The sequence below is a fragment of the Blautia sp. SF-50 genome (assembly GCF_900101315.1).
Classification (GTDB): domain Bacteria; phylum Bacillota; class Clostridia; order Lachnospirales; family Lachnospiraceae; genus Blautia_A; species Blautia_A fusiformis.
This window is the reverse complement of record NZ_FMUW01000002.1, coordinates 174,904-190,817: the sequence shown is the minus strand read 5'-3', so window position 1 is coordinate 190,817 and position 15,914 is coordinate 174,904. Positions and strand designations below refer to the sequence as shown.

15 protein-coding genes are annotated in these 15,914 nt (G+C 47.8%); 2 read left to right on the top strand and 13 right to left on the bottom strand.

The window, feature by feature from the left end:
* The first annotated feature begins 121 nt into the window (after positions 1–121).
* Both BLP57_RS02150 and BLP57_RS02145 read left to right on the top strand, forming a co-directional pair.
* Positions 122–421 (top strand): BMC domain-containing protein, encoded by a 300-nt coding sequence (locus BLP57_RS02150; RefSeq protein WP_015524766.1) that lies wholly within the window; start codon positions 122–124, stop codon positions 419–421.
* 16 nt (positions 422–437) lie between these two features.
* The gene (locus BLP57_RS02145; protein WP_015524765.1) at positions 438–728 is read left to right on the top strand and encodes a BMC domain-containing protein; all 291 of its coding nucleotides are present in this window, start codon (positions 438–440) and stop codon (positions 726–728) included.
* 661 nt (positions 729–1,389) lie between these two features.
* Here BLP57_RS02145 and BLP57_RS02135 read toward each other — a convergent pair.
* From BLP57_RS02135 to nifJ, 13 genes are all read right to left on the bottom strand, one after another.
* A complete protein-coding gene (locus BLP57_RS02135) occupies positions 1,390–2,082 on the bottom strand; it encodes a nucleotidyltransferase family protein (protein ID WP_207646687.1) in 693 nt (230 codons plus the stop codon).
* A gap of 78 nt (positions 2,083–2,160) precedes the next feature.
* Positions 2,161–2,853, bottom strand: a complete 693-nt coding sequence (gene yqeC, locus BLP57_RS02130) for a selenium cofactor biosynthesis protein YqeC (RefSeq protein WP_173741310.1) — start codon at positions 2,851–2,853, stop codon at positions 2,161–2,163.
* A gap of 54 nt (positions 2,854–2,907) precedes the next feature.
* Positions 2,908–3,771 carry a selenium-dependent molybdenum cofactor biosynthesis protein YqeB gene (yqeB, locus tag BLP57_RS02125; RefSeq protein ID WP_330389286.1) on the bottom strand — a complete coding sequence of 288 codons (864 nt, stop codon included), beginning with the start codon at positions 3,769–3,771 and terminating at the stop codon, positions 2,908–2,910.
* A complete protein-coding gene (locus BLP57_RS02120; protein ID WP_092069019.1) occupies positions 3,740–4,558 on the bottom strand; it encodes a DUF975 family protein in 819 nt (272 codons plus the stop codon). Before BLP57_RS02120 ends, yqeB begins: the two co-directional genes overlap by 32 nt.
* A gap of 3 nt (positions 4,559–4,561) precedes the next feature.
* Positions 4,562–5,161 carry a histidine phosphatase family protein gene (locus BLP57_RS02115; RefSeq protein ID WP_092069016.1) on the bottom strand — a complete coding sequence of 200 codons (600 nt, stop codon included), beginning with the start codon at positions 5,159–5,161 and terminating at the stop codon, positions 4,562–4,564.
* Positions 5,154–5,534 carry a bifunctional adenosylcobinamide kinase/adenosylcobinamide-phosphate guanylyltransferase gene (locus tag BLP57_RS02110; protein ID WP_022426466.1) on the bottom strand — a complete coding sequence of 127 codons (381 nt, stop codon included), beginning with the start codon at positions 5,532–5,534 and terminating at the stop codon, positions 5,154–5,156. The genes BLP57_RS02115 and BLP57_RS02110 overlap by 8 nt, the downstream gene beginning before the upstream one ends.
* Before the next feature lie 27 nt (positions 5,535–5,561).
* Positions 5,562–6,338, bottom strand: a complete 777-nt coding sequence (locus tag BLP57_RS02105) for an adenosylcobinamide-GDP ribazoletransferase (protein WP_092069013.1) — start codon at positions 6,336–6,338, stop codon at positions 5,562–5,564.
* Positions 6,335–6,862 carry a bifunctional adenosylcobinamide kinase/adenosylcobinamide-phosphate guanylyltransferase gene (locus tag BLP57_RS02100; RefSeq protein WP_092069010.1) on the bottom strand — a complete coding sequence of 176 codons (528 nt, stop codon included), beginning with the start codon at positions 6,860–6,862 and terminating at the stop codon, positions 6,335–6,337. Before BLP57_RS02100 ends, BLP57_RS02105 begins: the two co-directional genes overlap by 4 nt.
* A 1-nt stretch (position 6,863) precedes the next feature.
* Positions 6,864–7,916, bottom strand: a complete 1,053-nt coding sequence (gene cobT, locus BLP57_RS02095) for a nicotinate-nucleotide--dimethylbenzimidazole phosphoribosyltransferase (protein WP_015524753.1) — start codon at positions 7,914–7,916, stop codon at positions 6,864–6,866.
* On the bottom strand, positions 7,916–8,344 hold the full coding sequence (locus tag BLP57_RS02090; protein ID WP_015524752.1) for a GtrA family protein: 429 nt from the start codon (positions 8,342–8,344) through the stop codon (positions 7,916–7,918). The genes cobT and BLP57_RS02090 overlap by 1 nt, the downstream gene beginning before the upstream one ends.
* Positions 8,325–9,272, bottom strand: a complete 948-nt coding sequence (locus BLP57_RS02085; protein ID WP_015524751.1) for a glycosyltransferase family 2 protein — start codon at positions 9,270–9,272, stop codon at positions 8,325–8,327. The genes BLP57_RS02090 and BLP57_RS02085 overlap by 20 nt, the downstream gene beginning before the upstream one ends.
* Complete coding sequence (locus BLP57_RS02080; RefSeq protein WP_092069006.1) at positions 9,269–12,043, bottom strand: YfhO family protein; 2,775 nt, start codon at positions 12,041–12,043, stop codon at positions 9,269–9,271. The genes BLP57_RS02085 and BLP57_RS02080 overlap by 4 nt, the downstream gene beginning before the upstream one ends.
* Before the next feature lie 113 nt (positions 12,044–12,156).
* Entirely contained in the window at positions 12,157–15,702 is a 3,546-nt protein-coding gene (nifJ, locus tag BLP57_RS02075) for a pyruvate:ferredoxin (flavodoxin) oxidoreductase (RefSeq protein WP_092069003.1), read from the bottom strand.
* Positions 15,703–15,914 lie beyond the last annotated feature (212 nt).

Genomic DNA, 15,914 nt, shown 5'->3' with positions numbered 1-15,914 from the left:
TTTATTTCTTGCTATTTTTGTCTAAAAAAGTTATAATAAATCCATAAAAACGGTAATGATTCCACGTAAAACCGGTCAAGAAACCACATTACTGGAATCTGTTCCGCATGGAGGTATTTTTATGGATAATAATTATAAGGGCATGGCTGTAGGTGTTTTTGAGCTGGATAACCTGGTTGCCTGTTTTGTTGCTCTTGATGCTGCTTCCAAAGCAGCCAATGTCAGGATCCAAAGTGTTGAGCGTAACCGTCTGAAGAGTGGCGCCTGTGTCAAGATGCGTGGTTCTGTTTCTGACGTTAATGCAGCTATGGAGGTTGCGCTGGAGGCAGCCAAACCTCTTGGTAAGGTTGTTTCTCATACTGTGATCGCTTCTCCTTCTGAGGATACTGAGATCGCACTGAAGATGACGATCAATAAATAAAGGGGGCGACGGATTTATGAATTATGGTGCTTTTGGTTTAGTTGAGGTTGTTGGCAGCAGTAATGCGATCCTGGTGATCGACCAGATGCTGAAGACTTCTGATGTTTCTTTTCTTACCTGGCAGACGAAGTGTGGTGGTCATGCCACTGTTTTTCTGACTGGTGATGTTTCTGCTGTTACGGCTGCCGTTGACAGTGTAAAAGGGAACCCGCCTTGTGAGATCGTAGCTTCAGCAGTGATCTCCAATCCTTCCGGTGAGACGGTTCGTCTGGCTGAGGAAGAAGCGGCTAAGAATCATTTTATTTGAGATTTGTCTACCTTATAATTATAAATTATAACGAACGTACGCAGGGAACCGCCCTGGCGTAGCGGGAAGGGCTTCGTCGTCCGCTGGCTTCTAAGGTGCTGCGGCTTCTGCTAAAACCATTCCAAAAAGTTCTGAACTCGCGTCCAGACGCTCAGACAGCAGAACTTTTTGGGATAACGCAGAAACCACACCACCTAAGAATCAGCAGGACTCCTGCAGAACATCCCACTACGCCAGGGCGGTTCCCTGCTGGCTTTTGTATGCGTGAAAATTGCCTCAGACACAGTGCTTTCACCCTAGCTCACTCTCTATGCCACACGTCAACAGCTCTTTTTGTCATCTTCTTCAACCTCACACCTTCACTCCAGCACATTCCCTCTGTCACACGTCAACAGCTCTTTTCGCTATATTCTTCAACCTCACGCCTCCACTATAGCCTTCCACTCCTTTCGCACGTCAGCCGGCGAGGTAGCGTCTGGTTTGGGCTGGCTCTGCAGGAGGGGTGCGCTTCTTAGGCGGTGGGAATCTGCGTTGCTGGAAAAAATCCAGCTGTTTGAGCGACGCAGGAGCGAGTTCTGGATTTTTTTCAGCGGTTTTAGCAGATTTCCAGCGCCTTAGAAGCCAGCCCCCGACGAAGCCCCAGCCCAAACCAGACGGTACCTCACCGGCGTCCGTCCGCAAAATCCACATCCACCATCTCCCTTCCATCCTCCACCTTCATCACAGCCACATCCCCCCGATGTGCCACAACCACCCTCTTCCCTCCGACATCACCGGAAAGTTCCATCAGCTCCCCATAATACTTCTTCGAAAAAACACAGGGATTCCCCGTCTTCCCATCATGCTCCACACAGGCGATTCCTTTCCCATCTCTCAAAAACACATCCACCAGTCCAAAAACCGTCTCCCACCGCAACCACGGCTGATCTGCCACCGTAAACAAACAAGCATCCATCTCCCGGTTGACCCGCAGCCCAATCTTCAGTGAGGAAGATATCCCCTCATCCGGATGCAGATTATAAAGAAACCGCGCGCCGAGCTTCTCTGCTTCCTGCGCGATCTCCTCATACTGTGTGACAACTGTGATCTCACACCTGTGTCCCTGTTCCTCCAGTGCTGCTTTCACTTCTTTCAGTTCCAGGAGAATATGCCTGTACATCGGCATTCCGTCTATCCCGTACAGCAACTTATTGCTTCCAAACCGCCGGCTGTTTCCTGCTGCCAGCATGATCAGTCCCAGTTTCATATCACCGCTCCACTTCCTTTCGATTCTAGTACAGCGAATATTAAGTAACCGCCATATTGACTTGCCTGATTTTTCATCTGCTGCGTTGTCGTCAATCGTCGTAGCCACCGCTACGCCTCATTCCTCCGCCTTGCAGATGAAGAAATCATCCTGCGTCAATATAGCAGAAACTTAATTTTCGCTGTACTAGCTGTTTACACTTCTCTGCAGGCTTCCGCAGATCACCATGATCCCAGACTCCTGACCTTGTGCCATAAGCTTCTCCGCCACACAAGGATCCTCCAGAGTATCTGCCTTGTTCAGATACGCAAGAAATCTTCGCCCGTCCACGCCTTTTTGCAATCCGTCTTCAGACCGGATGATCTTCCACACATCCATCCATGTCACAGGCTCATCTGTACGCTTTCCCAGAAATCCCGCCACATCATCCGGACGGTGTGCCGTATCACAGATCCTTTTGCCGATGCAGTCAAGACCGATCACTCCTACTACCACATCTGCAAAAGAAGGGATCACCGGCTCATGAACAGCCGGCACTTTAAGGGGTCGGCGCCTGGATCCGTCAGCTTCCACAAGAAGAAGATCACAAAAGCCGGGCAGCTTTTCCAGGATCTCCTTTTCGGGGCCGGAAATCTTTGGCTGCCCGGCCTTGTGATGAGCCGCGATGACGTATCCGTATTGTTCTATAAGCCGGCATGCTCCCGGAATGTCCTCTGCCTCCGCAAAAGGACGTTCCGGTTCCCATGCCATATGCGTGGTTGTGGTCACGATCACACGTTTTCCCTGTCCGGAAAATATTTCTGCCAGTCCAAGGATCAGACTGGTCTTTCCGCCGCCTCCTGTGAATGCCACAGTAAGCGCTTTTTCATTTTTCTTCATGACACACTCCATTTATCTTCTAACTTCTTTCAGGGGCACCAGGCTCTGTATCGGTCACAGATTCTCATTCCTCACAGCTTTCTCTGTTCCCGGAAGCACTCCGCAGGAAAGCAGCACCTCCAGTACTCCCCCCGCGATACACCTTGCCTTGTCTGAGATCGTAAAACAGTTTTTCTTCTGTTCTGCCCTTGGGTCGATGTCCGCGATCTTCATTCCCTCAAAAACAGGGTAGCCGTCCCGGATCAGTCCCCGGATCACGCCGGAAATGGTAGCCTTCACCGGCGTATCACCTACCATGGCGATCACCTGGTCTTTTTCAACAAGATCTGCGATCTGACAGATGTTTTTCATGTTACCGGCTGCCGGTGAATGGATCACACGTTCCTTTCCGATCCCTGCGATCAGTCCCGGCACTCCGGTATTCGGCAGGGCACTGCCTTTTTTTATGATCCTTCCCAGGTTATGGCCGCGCATGGTCTCGATCACGTAATCCACATCCTCCCCTGCGGTAAAGCCCGGGCCAAGTCCCACAGTCAGTGGTGCCATATCCCTGCTGGTCCCAAGATTCTTTTTTGCAAGGATGGCATCGATCACTGCCTCCGGCTCCAGTTCGCGGATATGTTTTCCATGGGTATCTGTCAGAAGGGGGATCTCTCCCTGTGCCCAGCATTTCCTGCACTGGGTCCGGATATCGTTCTCCGTGATCCTCCTGCACACAACGCCTTCTACCTCTGCAGTTCCGTCATAAACAGCTTCACAGAAGGCCACATGACGGCGGATGGCACTTGGACGGTCACATTCCAGGATCAGGACCTGATAGCCACTCTGATGAAGCTTGTGGATCACTCCTGTGGCCAGATCTCCGCCACCTCTCACAAGGATCATTTTATCCGTATATGCCGCTATTTTCATCTTCATACACCTGCTGTTCGTTTCCCGGCATTCCTGCCGCAAGAGTATCATAAAGCTCCGCATAGGTTGCATCCTTATACGGGGATACATAAAAGAGTCCCGCGATCCCGGCCGTAATTGCCGAAAGGACAGACCAGGGAATAAAGGAAAGATCCAGGATAAAGGTATCCATCTTCTGTCCGTTCATCATCTCACGGCTTTTTGCAAACACTTCCTTTGTGCTCATATCCGGATATTCCGCAAGAAGATAAGGGATCATCTTATATTCGTAGGATTTTACCACTCCGGGAATAATAAAAAGCAGCGTCCACAATACAAGATACAGGTCCCGTAAAAACATGGTTTTTACGATATTACCGTAATTCCCGGAACGAAATACACTGAGGAGCCTTCCGGGCCCGGGTACAGAATAAAGGTTCTCAATGTAAAAATCTCTTCCGCCTACCTCCAAAACATTTCCCACAAAGAAATGGAAAAGGACCCCGATCAGAGCCACCGTTACCATGGCACTGGCACTCAGAAGCGCAAAAAGCACTGCCAGTGGGGAACGAAATACATGACTGGCATAAGAGGTAACACCATTGATATCCGTACCCAGATGATACGTTGTAACACCGTAGTCCGGACTTACCGCATTTCCGGCACTGCCTGTGGCCGCACCGCTTCCGCCGGTTGCCATCACAATAGCCAGCACCAGACTTACCAGTACTGCTGACCAGTAATTTTTTTTGAATGCCTGTTTTCCGCGCCATTTCAAGTCGCTGCGTTTCCAGCTGATCTTCTGCTCATTCATAACTTAACCCTCCATATATGCTTCACGGACACAGAGCTCTCTCCGTCCCTTCTGCCACAGCGCAGGCTCCAGCTCAGCCAAATAACCGCCGCCGTTTTTTACATGCCATTCATAAAAAGCCCTGGGTCTGTCCGCATATTCTTCCATAATGTTCATGATCGTACCGCCATGTATCACAAGAGCCGCTGTCTTTATGTTGTTACGGATACACTGTGTGACAGCCTTCTGAAATCCTGTAAGGCTCCGGCACTTAAACGCTTCTCGACTTTCTCCTCCCGGAAAAGGAAGCGTTCCATTGCTGTCGATCCACCTCTGATAATCCTGATTTCCGGAAAGCTCTTTATAATTTTTATTCTCAAACTCTCCAAAATCACACTCGGAAAGCTCTTCGATGATATGAAAGCTTTTTCCTGGAAAAAGGATCTCCGCAGTTTCCACACAGCGGCAGAGCGGACTTACATAAAGGGCCTCCGGCATGGGATAGGTCAGCTTTTCCAGAAATTCCTTTCCCTCCGTACTCAGCGGTTCATCCGTTGTTCCGATATAACGCTGAAGCTTATTTCCGGGTGTCTGTCCGTGTCGTATCAGATATAATCTAATCATCCTTCAGCACCGTCCCGATCCCGCATACCACTCTTGTGACCCTTCTGCTTTTTGCAGCCAGTGCAGTGCACACCCGGCCAACAGCTTCTCGGTACTGCCGTTCAAAAGCATCCGCCGGAACGATCCCGTAGCCTACCTCCTCACTGACAAGGATCACATCCGGATCCTGCTGTGCCAGCTTTTCTGCCAGACCGGTGAGATCTTCTCCTGCCTTCAGAGCTTTTCTTATGTATTCCTGAAATCCCAGAACACCCGCTGCCTTCAGAAGCTCCTCTTCTGTGATCTCTCCTCCGAATTTCCAGTCCACATCCGGGAACTGTGCTTTTGCATAGGCAGCTTTTCCCTGATATGCGCCTCCGATTATCATTTCCATAATATTTTTACCTCATCCAAATCTTCATTACAGATTAAACGTGCCACCAAAAGCAAGCACCAGTGCCATCACGACCTCGCAGATGCAAAGGAAAAATCCGGAAAGATCACCTGTGGTCCCTCCAAAATATTTCAAAGCCATATGGTGATACCACCAGAATACCAGAAGTGCGCTGACAGCTGCCAGAACACCCAGGACCGGATCTACCCATATCATCAGCGCTGCAAGGATCACAAACATCGTGATAAGAACATTTCGCACTGCGATCTCTGACGCATTTCTGGAAAATTCTGCCACAGTCCCGTCTGTCCTTGCCTTGGGAAATGTGATCACACCGATCCCGGAAAGACACCTGGACATCATAAAGCCCAGGCTCATGATACAGATCCCGTTATAATTTCCAAGGAGCTGATCCCAGGCTCCCAGCCAGAGGATAAAATATACACAGGCTGTGATAATGGCAAATGCACCTGCATGGGAATCCTTCAGGATCTCCAGCCTCCTTGTGCGTTCCTGCCAGGAGCTTAATGCATCCGATGTGTCCAGAAGCCCGTCTACATGAATGCCGCCGGTAACAAATACCGGGATCACAGTAAGGATCACAGCGAGAAAAAATGGCTCCAGAGCTACGTGTACACCGAGGGCCCCTCCTGCAAACCAGGTCAGGATGCCGATGGCAGTACCCACAAAGGGGAAAAAGCACATCATATATTTTATGTTTTCCTTCTTCCAGTCCACCATGGGCATGGGGATCTTTGAAAACATGGCAAAGGCTGCCTTAAAACTGTTCCATAAACTTTTCATGCTTCCTTTCCTCCTTTATGCCATACAGGGATCCCGTATACGACTTCCACAACCTCTTCTGCCATCTCTGCCAGCTTCTGGTTGATCTGTCCCAGTTCTTTTTTGTACTGTTCTGATTCTTCCTCGTAGAGGATCCCGTCTGAAAAGATCTCGTTGGTGACGATCACCACATGCTTTGCCTGGGAAAGAAGATTTTTCACTCCTTCTGTGATCTTTTCTGCCACCTCCGGGTGGAAGCCGCCTTCCCGGAACATCTCATTTGCAACCAGATTGGACATGCACTCCAGAAGGACCACGCAGTCCTTCGGGATGAGCAGCTCATCCAGCTCTGTATATCTTTCTATTGTCTCGAAGCCTTTTCCTGCACGCATGTGCCGGTGTCTGCGGATGCGCCTGTGGCTTTCTTCGTCAAAAGCCTGCATGGTGGCGATATAGATCCTTCTGGCTTCGCCAAGGGAAAGTACGGTTTCTTCCGCAAAAGCAGATTTTCCGCTTCCGCTGCCTCCTGTTACAACAACCAGCATATTATTTCAGCTCCTCGTACTGTTCTACATTGATATCACCAAAGGTACTCATGGAATTATATACTGCACAGGACAGATCCATCATCGGAAACAGTGCCACAGCTCCGGTTCCCTCGCCCAGGCACATGCCTGCGTGGATGATCGCTTCCTTGCCAAGCTCCTTCAGGATCAGCTGTGCTGCAGGCTCTTTGGATACATGAGACGCAAGGATATGATCACTTACCTGCGGGCAGATCTTTATTGCGATCAGTGCAGATACGCAGGAAATAAATCCGTCCATGACAACCGGCATTCCAAGTGCTGCTCCTCCAATGAATACTCCTGCCATTCCTGCAATATCCAGTCCACCTACCTTTGCCAGGACGTCAATGGCATCTGAACGATCCGGATTATTCAGGGCGATCGCCTTTTTGATCGCATTGATCTTCCGTACAAGCCCTTCACTGGTCAATCCGGCACCACGTCCGGTCATATCTTCCACCGGTTTTCCGAGAAGCACAGCTGCTACCGCACTGCTGGTGGTGGTATTTCCAATGCCCATCTCGCCGGTTGCAAGAACCTGATAGCCTTTTTCCTTCAGCTCCTCTGCCATGGCAATTCCGGCTTCGATGCCACGGATCGCCTGATCTCTTGTCATCGCCGGCTCTCTGGTCATATTTCTGGTCCCATAAGCAACCTTAAGATCTGTACGGACCTTTGTATCTGTGACCATTCCCACATCTACAGGAAAAAGCTCTGCTCCACACTGACGGCACATCACACAGCAGGTAGTAGTCCCTTCCAGAAAATTCTCAGCCACAACAGCCGTCACTTCCTGTCCGGTCTGGGTCACACCCTCTTCTACAACTCCGTTATCCGCGCACATGGCAACCACTGCTTTTTTCTCCACACGTACCTCCGGTGTACCTGTGATACCGGCGATCTGTGTCAGCATATTCTCCAGCTCTCCCAGAGAATGCAGGGGCTTTGCAATACTGTCCCATCTCTTTCTCGCCCCCTCCATAGCCTTTTCATCCAGAGGGCGGACTTTCTTCACTGCCTCATCCAAAGTCATCATTTGCTACCTCCAATCCTTTTACCTGTGGTAAAAATAATAAATTTACTAAAGATATAATTCAACGCCAGCACGATAAATTGTGTGCAGAATTTTGCAAACATATCCCGGAATCCCAGGATCTCCGCCAGAAGCCATACGCCACCTACCTCAATGACCATGGTCACCAGACGGGCACTTATAAATTTCAGAAAGGGCCGTATATGATCCCTCCATGTTTCACAGCGGTCATGAAATACAAATCTGGAATTCACAACATAGGCAAACAGGATCGCCAGGATGATCGATATGATGTTGGCACTCATCAGCGGGATTCCCATTGCCCTCATGATATAAAAGCTTAACAGATTTACGAGAGTCGTACAACCACCCCAGAAAATATAACGGATCACATCATTTTCATAGAATTTAAGGATCCACTTTTTCATTGGTATCTCCTCCTCGTATGATCTTTGATACGATATATCTTGGACGACGTTTTACTTCCTCATAGATCCTGGCGATATAATATCCGATGATCCCAAGGCTCATCATCACAGCACTTCCGATAAAGAGCATCACGATCAGAAGTGTGGTATAGCCTTCCACCGCATGCCCGGAAAAATACCGGACCAGAGAATAGACCAGAAGGAGCAGGGAGCACCCAAAGCAACCCACGGCACCGGCTGTTACAAACTGCAGCGGAAGTGTTGTAAATGCCACGATATTCCGAAACGCATAGCTGATCAGCGTTCCTGCAGACCATTTGGATTCTCCGGCCTCACGCTCCTGCACCTCAAAAGGTACGGAGATGCTTTTGAAGCCTATCCAGGATGATGCCGCCCGGAAAAACATGCTGCGCTCAGGCATGGCGAGAACACTCTCCACCGCTTTCCTGTCCAGCAGCTTGAAGTCGGAAGCGTTTTCCATATCAAAGCCGGTGGCACGGGACATGATCCGATAGAAAAATCCGGCACTTTTTCTGTGAAAAAGAGTTTCTTTTCCCCGGTTTTTCTTGATGCCCTCCACAACCTCGTAGCCCTGCTTCCAGAGCCGGTACATTTCCAAGAGGATTTCCGGCGGATGCTGCAGGTCACAGTCCATCACTGCCACCGCATCTCCGCATGCCTGTGCAAGGCCGGCCACGATTGCTGCTTCTTTTCCGAAATTTCTGGAAAAATGCACACCTGTCACATTTTTATCTTCCCTGGATACTTTTTCTATGGCTGCCCAGGTCCCGTCAGAGGAACCGTCATCTACCAGGACCAGTTCATAACGGATCCCGGCCTGCCCCAGGAGCTCTCTGAGAGTCCGGCAGGTTTTCTCCACCATCGGTTCCTCGTTACAGGCAGGCAAAACTACCGATAATCGGCTCATTTCTCCTGTTTTCCCCTTTCTTTTTGTTTTCCCTGGCGCCGGTAAGATATTACGATCCCGGCAAACAGGATCAGGCCAAGCACCGTCAGTATCATTCCGGGCACAATATACGGTGTACAATATCTGAGTGCGATCGTATGCCTGCCTTTTTTTAATTCCAGTCCCATATACATACTGTTTGCCTCCACAAGTTCTGTTTTTTCTCCATCTACATAGGCGGTAAAGCCTGCGCTGTATGGAATGGAAAATACCAGGATCTTATCGGAAGTGGTTGTGATATCTCCACGAATGCAATTTGTCTCCGTTTTGATATTCTGAAGACTTTCTTTTCCAAGCTCCTCTGTCTGTTCTTCAACAGAAGCCATGGGCTGACATGCCACATACAGATCATCAAAGGTATATTCTCCCGGCATGGAGAATGTCAGTGTCATAGTTCCTGCAGAATAGTTTTTATATCCCATATTCAGAAGAAAATTATGTCTTCCGCTGTAGCCGTTGTATTTATCTGTAAAGATCCGGATAGTCTTGTCCACGGAGCCCAGCGAAACATCCACTGCTGATTCCTTGCTTTCTTTCCAGTAGCGCCAGTTATTGTCTTCATAACGCACGGTATTCTTCTCATATTCTGTCATGGAATCCCATTTTTTATCACTGACCACTGCACGTGGAGAATAGGCATTAAAATCCAGATTTTTTGCCACAAGATAAACCTCTGCCTCCGGCTCTCCCTGATATCCGATCTGTACGGTTGCTCCTTCTTTGGCCACAATGATCTTTCCGTCTTTGATCTTACAGCCTTTTCCTGCTTCCAGTGTAAAATCTGCTTTCTTATCGTCAAAGATGAGGTCTGTCTCAGAAAGACTGCTGTCCTCCAGAACTGCCCCCTGCAGGAGTGCCTGCTGCTTTTCGGTCACGGAAAGCTTTTCATACTTTTCTCTGGGGATCCAGGAATCATAGGTATAACCAAGAGGAAGGGAATCCTCGTCTTCGTAGATCCTGTATTTTTTTGTGACTTCTGCTTCACTGTCATAGCCGTATGGCAGATACCCATATCCGCTTTTTTTGATGGCAAAATATTTCACCGAGGCAAGACGATCTAGGATACTCCGTCCGTCCAGGCTGCTGTAATGATAATCCCAGGGGGTATTCAGATACATCTCATCAAAGAAACGGCTGATATTTCCATTGGCCACACTGAAATAATAGGAAGTACTGTTGGTTCCCATATACATGGCAGTGTTTACATAAGAGCCCGTTTTGTACTGGTCATATCTGGTAACCGCTGAATCGTCCATTGACCGGATCGCTTTGTCCGGTCCGGACTGAAGCTTCTCCAGTGCCTGATCCTTTTCCTCAAATTCTGACAGATAATCTTTTTCGTAAGAATACTGGTATGAAACATTCAGAAGGATGCTTGTCACAAGCACGGCCACGATCATTCCACAGAGATATTTTCCCTGTGTAAATACGTTTCCGTAGGAAACCACTGTAAACACAGCCAGGACCAGCATCATCAGTGCCATGATATTGCGTTCCGTACGAGCGGATTCTGAAAACAGTGCCAGCACGCCATATATCAGCAGCATCACAAATATCCGTCGTTTTTCCCTGATGCCCAGCGTAAACAGTTCCGGATATGCCTGTACCAAGATATATGCGATCAGCATTCCATACGCCCAGATCCATCGGTTGGACACGTATGAAAATCCATTCAGTACATGACCTGCAAAGGGGATCAGCAAAAACAGATTCAGAAGCACAAAGCCCAGCTTCAGTCCCGTATATTTTTTCTTTTTGGAAAAGATCACAAACACGCCTGCCATTGCAACTGCGGAATATCCAGCAACTCCCCACTGGATCATATTTTCGCCGATCAGGCAGCCGAGATATTTTTCGTAGTAAATGCGGTCATATAACAGCGGCACATAATTCTGCGCCTGAAAGCGCTCTGTTCCAAACAGAGTCATGACCACAGGTAAAAAGATCAGTGCAGCGATCATAAGTGCGACCAGATAAAAGCCAGCAAATTTCAGGAACCACTGAAATACATCTTTTACTGAACGCTTACGGAATATTCCAAAATACCGGAAAGCTGCATACAGCACCATAAAGATACTGATCATATAAAAGAAATAAAAATTAGACATTGCCGCTACAGCCGTCGCACAGATAAAAAGGTATGGCTTTTCTTTTTTGTAAATCTTTTCAATTCCCATAAGGACCAGCGGCAGATAGATCATGGGATTGGAAAAATATGGATGCTTCATGGACGCATAAATGGTCCATCCTGCAAAAATATAAACAAGGCTTCCAAGAAATGTGGCCTGTTTGGGATTCTTGCGGTAAAAGCAGTAAATGCTGAATGTGATACCCGCCAGATAAATGCGGAGAAAGATCAGAATCTCATATAAGATCTCTGTGTCTTTTTCCGGTACAAAAACGGACAGTAAGGTCAGCGGATCACCGATCGCATAATAATGAAGTGTTGTAAGGATATCGGAACCGTATCCGATATGCATATCCCACATAGGAAGGGAAAGCTTATGCTCCGTCACCAGCGTCTGCAGAACATTCCGCAAATATTTTCCATAATAGGCCAATGCATTGATGTGCTGCGGAACACCGTCATGACTCCAGATCAGGGATTTTCCATTGAAATAAAAACAACTGTAAATAAACAGCGAGATCGCCGCAAAAACAATCGTATACAGAATATAAAAATCTGCTTTTTTCTCTTTCCGGGATTTCTCCTTCGAAAAAATTCTCTTCATATATGTCTCTCCTGTATATGAAAAAAGGCCTGCGGTGCGCTAAACACCGCAGGCCTGTCACCTAATGCTTAATCAGCAAGCACACTGTATAAACAGTAACTATTGATCAATAATTAGTCTTCTTTCTTATCTGCTCCGTAAAGAGTGATAAGTTTCTGCAGATACTCATATCTAGCCTGAGCCTCAGACTCGTTCTTAGCAAACAGTCTTGCAGCTTTCTCAGGATTCTGACGCTGCAGAGAATTGTAACGAACCTCACCGTTCAGGAAGTCCATATAGTTCTCCATATCCGGTGTCTTGGAATCAAGGCTGAACTTGTTCTCAGCAGCCGGGTTGAATCTGAAGTTGTGCCAGTATCCGCACTTAACTGCCAGCTCTTCCTCTGTCTGAGCTTTGCTCATACCTTTCTTGATACCATGGTTGATACATGGAGCGTAAGCGATGATCAGGGATGGTCCCGGATATGCCTCTGCCTCTGCGATTGCTTTTACAGTCTGGTTGAAGTCAGCACCCATGGAAATCTGTGCTACATATACATAGCCATAGCTCATTGCGATAGATGCCATATCTTTCTTCTTAGTCTCTTTTCCGCCTGCTGCGAACTGAGCGATCGCACCTGTCGGTGTAGATTTGGAAGACTGTCCGCCTGTGTTGGAGTAAACCTCTGTATCGAATACCATAACGTTGATGTCACGTCCGCTTGCAAGAACGTGGTCAACACCACCGAATCCGATATCGTAAGCCCATCCGTCACCACCGAAGATCCACTGGGATTTCTTGGAGAGGAAGTCTTTCTGTGCAAGGATCTCGTTAGCCTTGTCACATCCGCAAGCCTCAAGAGCTGCAACGAGTTTCTCTGTAGCTGCACCATTTGTTGCGCCTACAGCATAAGTATCCAGCCATTCCTGACCAGCTGTCTTAACATCCTCGTTTGTTCCGTTAGCTACAAGGTCTTCGATCTTCTCTTTCAGACCGCCACGGATCGCACGCTGTGCAAGAAGCATACCATAACCGAACTCTGCGTTATCCTCGAACAGAGAGTTTGACCATGCAGGTCCCTGTCCCTTAGCGTTTGTTGTGTATGGTGTAGATGGTGAAGAGTTACCCCAGATAGAGGAACATCCTGTAGCATTTGCAATGTACATTCTGTCACCAAAGAGCTGTGTGATCAGCTTAGCGTATGGTGTCTCACCACAACCTGCACAAGCGCCGGAGAACTCAAGGAGCGGCTGTTTGAACTGGCTGCCTTTTACAGTTGTCTCTTTATATTTAGCGATAACGTCTTCCTTCTGAGGAAGTGTTACACCGTAATCGAAGAATTTCTGCTCTTCTGTGTTAGCTTCAAGCGGAGCCATCTCAAGAGCTTTGTTGCCTTTCTTTCCTGGGCAGACATTTGCGCAGGAACCACATCCTGTACAGTCAAGAGCGGATACAGTCATTGTGAATGTATAGTCTTTCATTCCTGTAAGTGGAAGTGTCTTGATTCCCTCTGGAGCGTTAGCTGTCTCATCTGCTGTCATAGCAACCGGACGGATTGCAGCATGCGGGCAGACGTATGCACAGCGGTTACACTGGATACAGTTGTCCGGAACCCATACAGGAACGTTAACTGCGATACCACGTTTCTCATATGCAGCTGTTCCGGATGGTGTTGTACCATCTACATAATCCTTGAATGCAGATACTGGGAGGCTGTTACCTTCCTGAGCATTGATCTTGCACTGGATGTTGTTTACGAAGTCCTGAGCTTCCTGAGCACCGTGGGATGCGTGAGACATGAAGAGTCCCTCGTCCTCAGCGTTCTTCCAGCTCTCCGGAACCTGAACCTCTACGATCTGTTTAGCACCGGCATCGATAGCTGCCCAGTTCTTCTTAACAACGTCATCACCTTTACGTCCGTAAGTAGCTTTAGCAGCAGCTTTCATAAGCTCGATAGCCTGCTCCTCAGGAATGATTCCTGTAAGTTTGAAAAATGCGGACTGAAGGATTGTGTTGATACGTGTTGGTCCCATGCCAGTCTCAATACCGATCTTAACACCATCGATGGTGTAGAATTTGATATTGTGGTTAGCGATGAAAGCTTTAACCTGTCCTGGAAGATGTTTCTCAAGTCCTTCCATATCCCAAGCACAGTTCAGAAGGAATGTACCTCCGTCAACAAGCTCCTGTACCATGTTATATTTGTTAACATAGGACGGATTATGACATGCAACGAAGTTTGCTTTGTGGATCAGGTATGTGGATTTGATCGGTTTCTTACCGAAACGAAGGTGAGACATTGTAACACCGCCGGACTTCTTGGAGTCATAATCGAAGTAAGCCTGAGCGTACATGTCTGTGTTATCACCGATGATCTTGATGGAGTTCTTGTTAGCACCTACAGTACCATCAGCTCCAAGTCCCCAGAACTTGCAGTTTGTTGTTCCCTCTGGTGTTGTAACAAGTGGTGCGCCTGTCTCAAGAGAAAGGTTTGTAACATCATCCACGATACCGATTGTGAATTTCTCTTTCTCAGTGTTCTCATATACTGCTACGATCTGTGCAGGTGTTGTATCTTTGGAACCAAGTCCATAACGTCCTGTAAAGATCTTAACATCGCTGAACTTGCTGTCGCGAAGAGCTGCAACAACATCAAGATACAGAGGCTCGCCAAGAGCTCCTGGCTCTTTTGTTCTGTCAAGAACAGAGATCTGCTTAACTGTATCCGGGATTGCATCGATAAGAGCCTGTGCACAGAATGGTCTGTAAAGACGAACTTTAACAACACCGACTTTCTTGCCAGCTGCCATAAGGTAATCGATGGTCTCCTCGATGGTATCGTTTACGGAACCCATAGCTACGATGATGTGCTCAGCGTCAGCAGCTCCGTAGTAGTTGAACAGTTTGTAGTCTGTTCCGATCTTCTCGTTAACTTTGTCCATGTACTCCTGAACAACTGCCGGAAGAGCGTCATAATATGGATTACATGCCTCTCTTGCCTGGAAGAAGATATCCGGGTTCTGAGCGGAACCTCTCTGACATGGATGGTTCGGGTTCAGAGCACGGTTACGGAACTCTGCGATTGCGTCCATATCTGCCATATCTTTCAGATCTTCATAATCCCATGTCTCGATCTTCTGGATCTCATGAGATGTACGGAATCCGTCGAAGAAGTTGATGAATGGAACTTTTCCTTTGATTGCTGCAAGATGAGCAACCGGTGTAAGGTCCATAACCTCCTGTACAGAAGACTCACAAAGCATTGCACATCCAGTCTGACGACAGGCCATAACGTCGGAATGGTCACCGAAAATACAAAGTGCGTGGGAAGCAAGTGCACGGGCAGATACGTTGATAACTCCCGGAAGCTGCTCACCGGCGATCTTGTAAAGGTTCGGGATCATAAGCAGAAGACCCTGGGAAGCTGTATAAGTTGTAGTCAGGGCACCTGCTGCCAGAGAACCGTGAACGGCACCTGCTGCACCTGCCTCAGACTGCATCTCTGTAACCTGTACTTCCTGTCCAAAGATGTTCTTTCTTCCCTGAGTTGCCCACTCGTCTGTAGCCTCAGCCATTACAGATGAAGGGGTAATCGGGTAAATAGCAGCTACATCAGAAAAAGCGTATGATGCATGAGCGGCTGCATGGTTACCATCCATGGTTTTCATCTTTCTTGCCATTGTTTTTTCCTCCTTAAAGGTTTGTTAAAAAATATATTATTTAGGCTTATGAAGGCCTAAAATTCCATTGATTATTATATCATAGATTCCCAGTTATGTCCATTTTCTTTCATTGTTTTTTGTATATTATCCTGTACAAACGCCGTTATCTTTTTCACAAATAAAAAAGAGCTGTTCGGAATTTTTCCTCTCCAAACTGCTCTCCTTATCAT

Bases quoted from the DNA above. Each gene is read 5' to 3' on its own strand.
- BLP57_RS02100 (WP_092069010.1), bottom strand. From the start codon at position 6,862: ATGCTGGTTGTTGTAACAGGAGGCAGCGGAAGCGGAAAATCTGCTTTT.
- yqeB (WP_330389286.1), bottom strand. From the start codon at position 3,771: ATGAAGATGAAAATAGCGGCATATACGGATAAAATGATCCTTGTGAGA.
- BLP57_RS02145 (WP_015524765.1), top strand. From the start codon at position 438: ATGAATTATGGTGCTTTTGGTTTAGTTGAGGTTGTTGGCAGCAGTAAT.
- BLP57_RS02085 (WP_015524751.1), bottom strand. From the start codon at position 9,272: ATGAGCCGATTATCGGTAGTTTTGCCTGCCTGTAACGAGGAACCGATG.
- BLP57_RS02110 (WP_022426466.1), bottom strand. From the start codon at position 5,534: ATGGAAATGATAATCGGAGGCGCATATCAGGGAAAAGCTGCCTATGCA.
- BLP57_RS02115 (WP_092069016.1), bottom strand. From the start codon at position 5,161: ATGATTAGATTATATCTGATACGACACGGACAGACACCCGGAAATAAG.
- BLP57_RS02120 (WP_092069019.1), bottom strand. From the start codon at position 4,558: ATGAATGAGCAGAAGATCAGCTGGAAACGCAGCGACTTGAAATGGCGC.
- cobT (WP_015524753.1), bottom strand. From the start codon at position 7,916: ATGACTTTGGATGAGGCAGTGAAGAAAGTCCGCCCTCTGGATGAAAAG.
- BLP57_RS02150 (WP_015524766.1), top strand. From the start codon at position 122: ATGGATAATAATTATAAGGGCATGGCTGTAGGTGTTTTTGAGCTGGAT.
- nifJ (WP_092069003.1), bottom strand. From the start codon at position 15,702: ATGGCAAGAAAGATGAAAACCATGGATGGTAACCATGCAGCCGCTCAT.
- yqeC (WP_173741310.1), bottom strand. From the start codon at position 2,853: ATGAAGAAAAATGAAAAAGCGCTTACTGTGGCATTCACAGGAGGCGGC.
- BLP57_RS02090 (WP_015524752.1), bottom strand. From the start codon at position 8,344: ATGAAAAAGTGGATCCTTAAATTCTATGAAAATGATGTGATCCGTTAT.
- BLP57_RS02105 (WP_092069013.1), bottom strand. From the start codon at position 6,338: ATGAAAAGTTTATGGAACAGTTTTAAGGCAGCCTTTGCCATGTTTTCA.
- BLP57_RS02080 (WP_092069006.1), bottom strand. From the start codon at position 12,043: ATGAAGAGAATTTTTTCGAAGGAGAAATCCCGGAAAGAGAAAAAAGCA.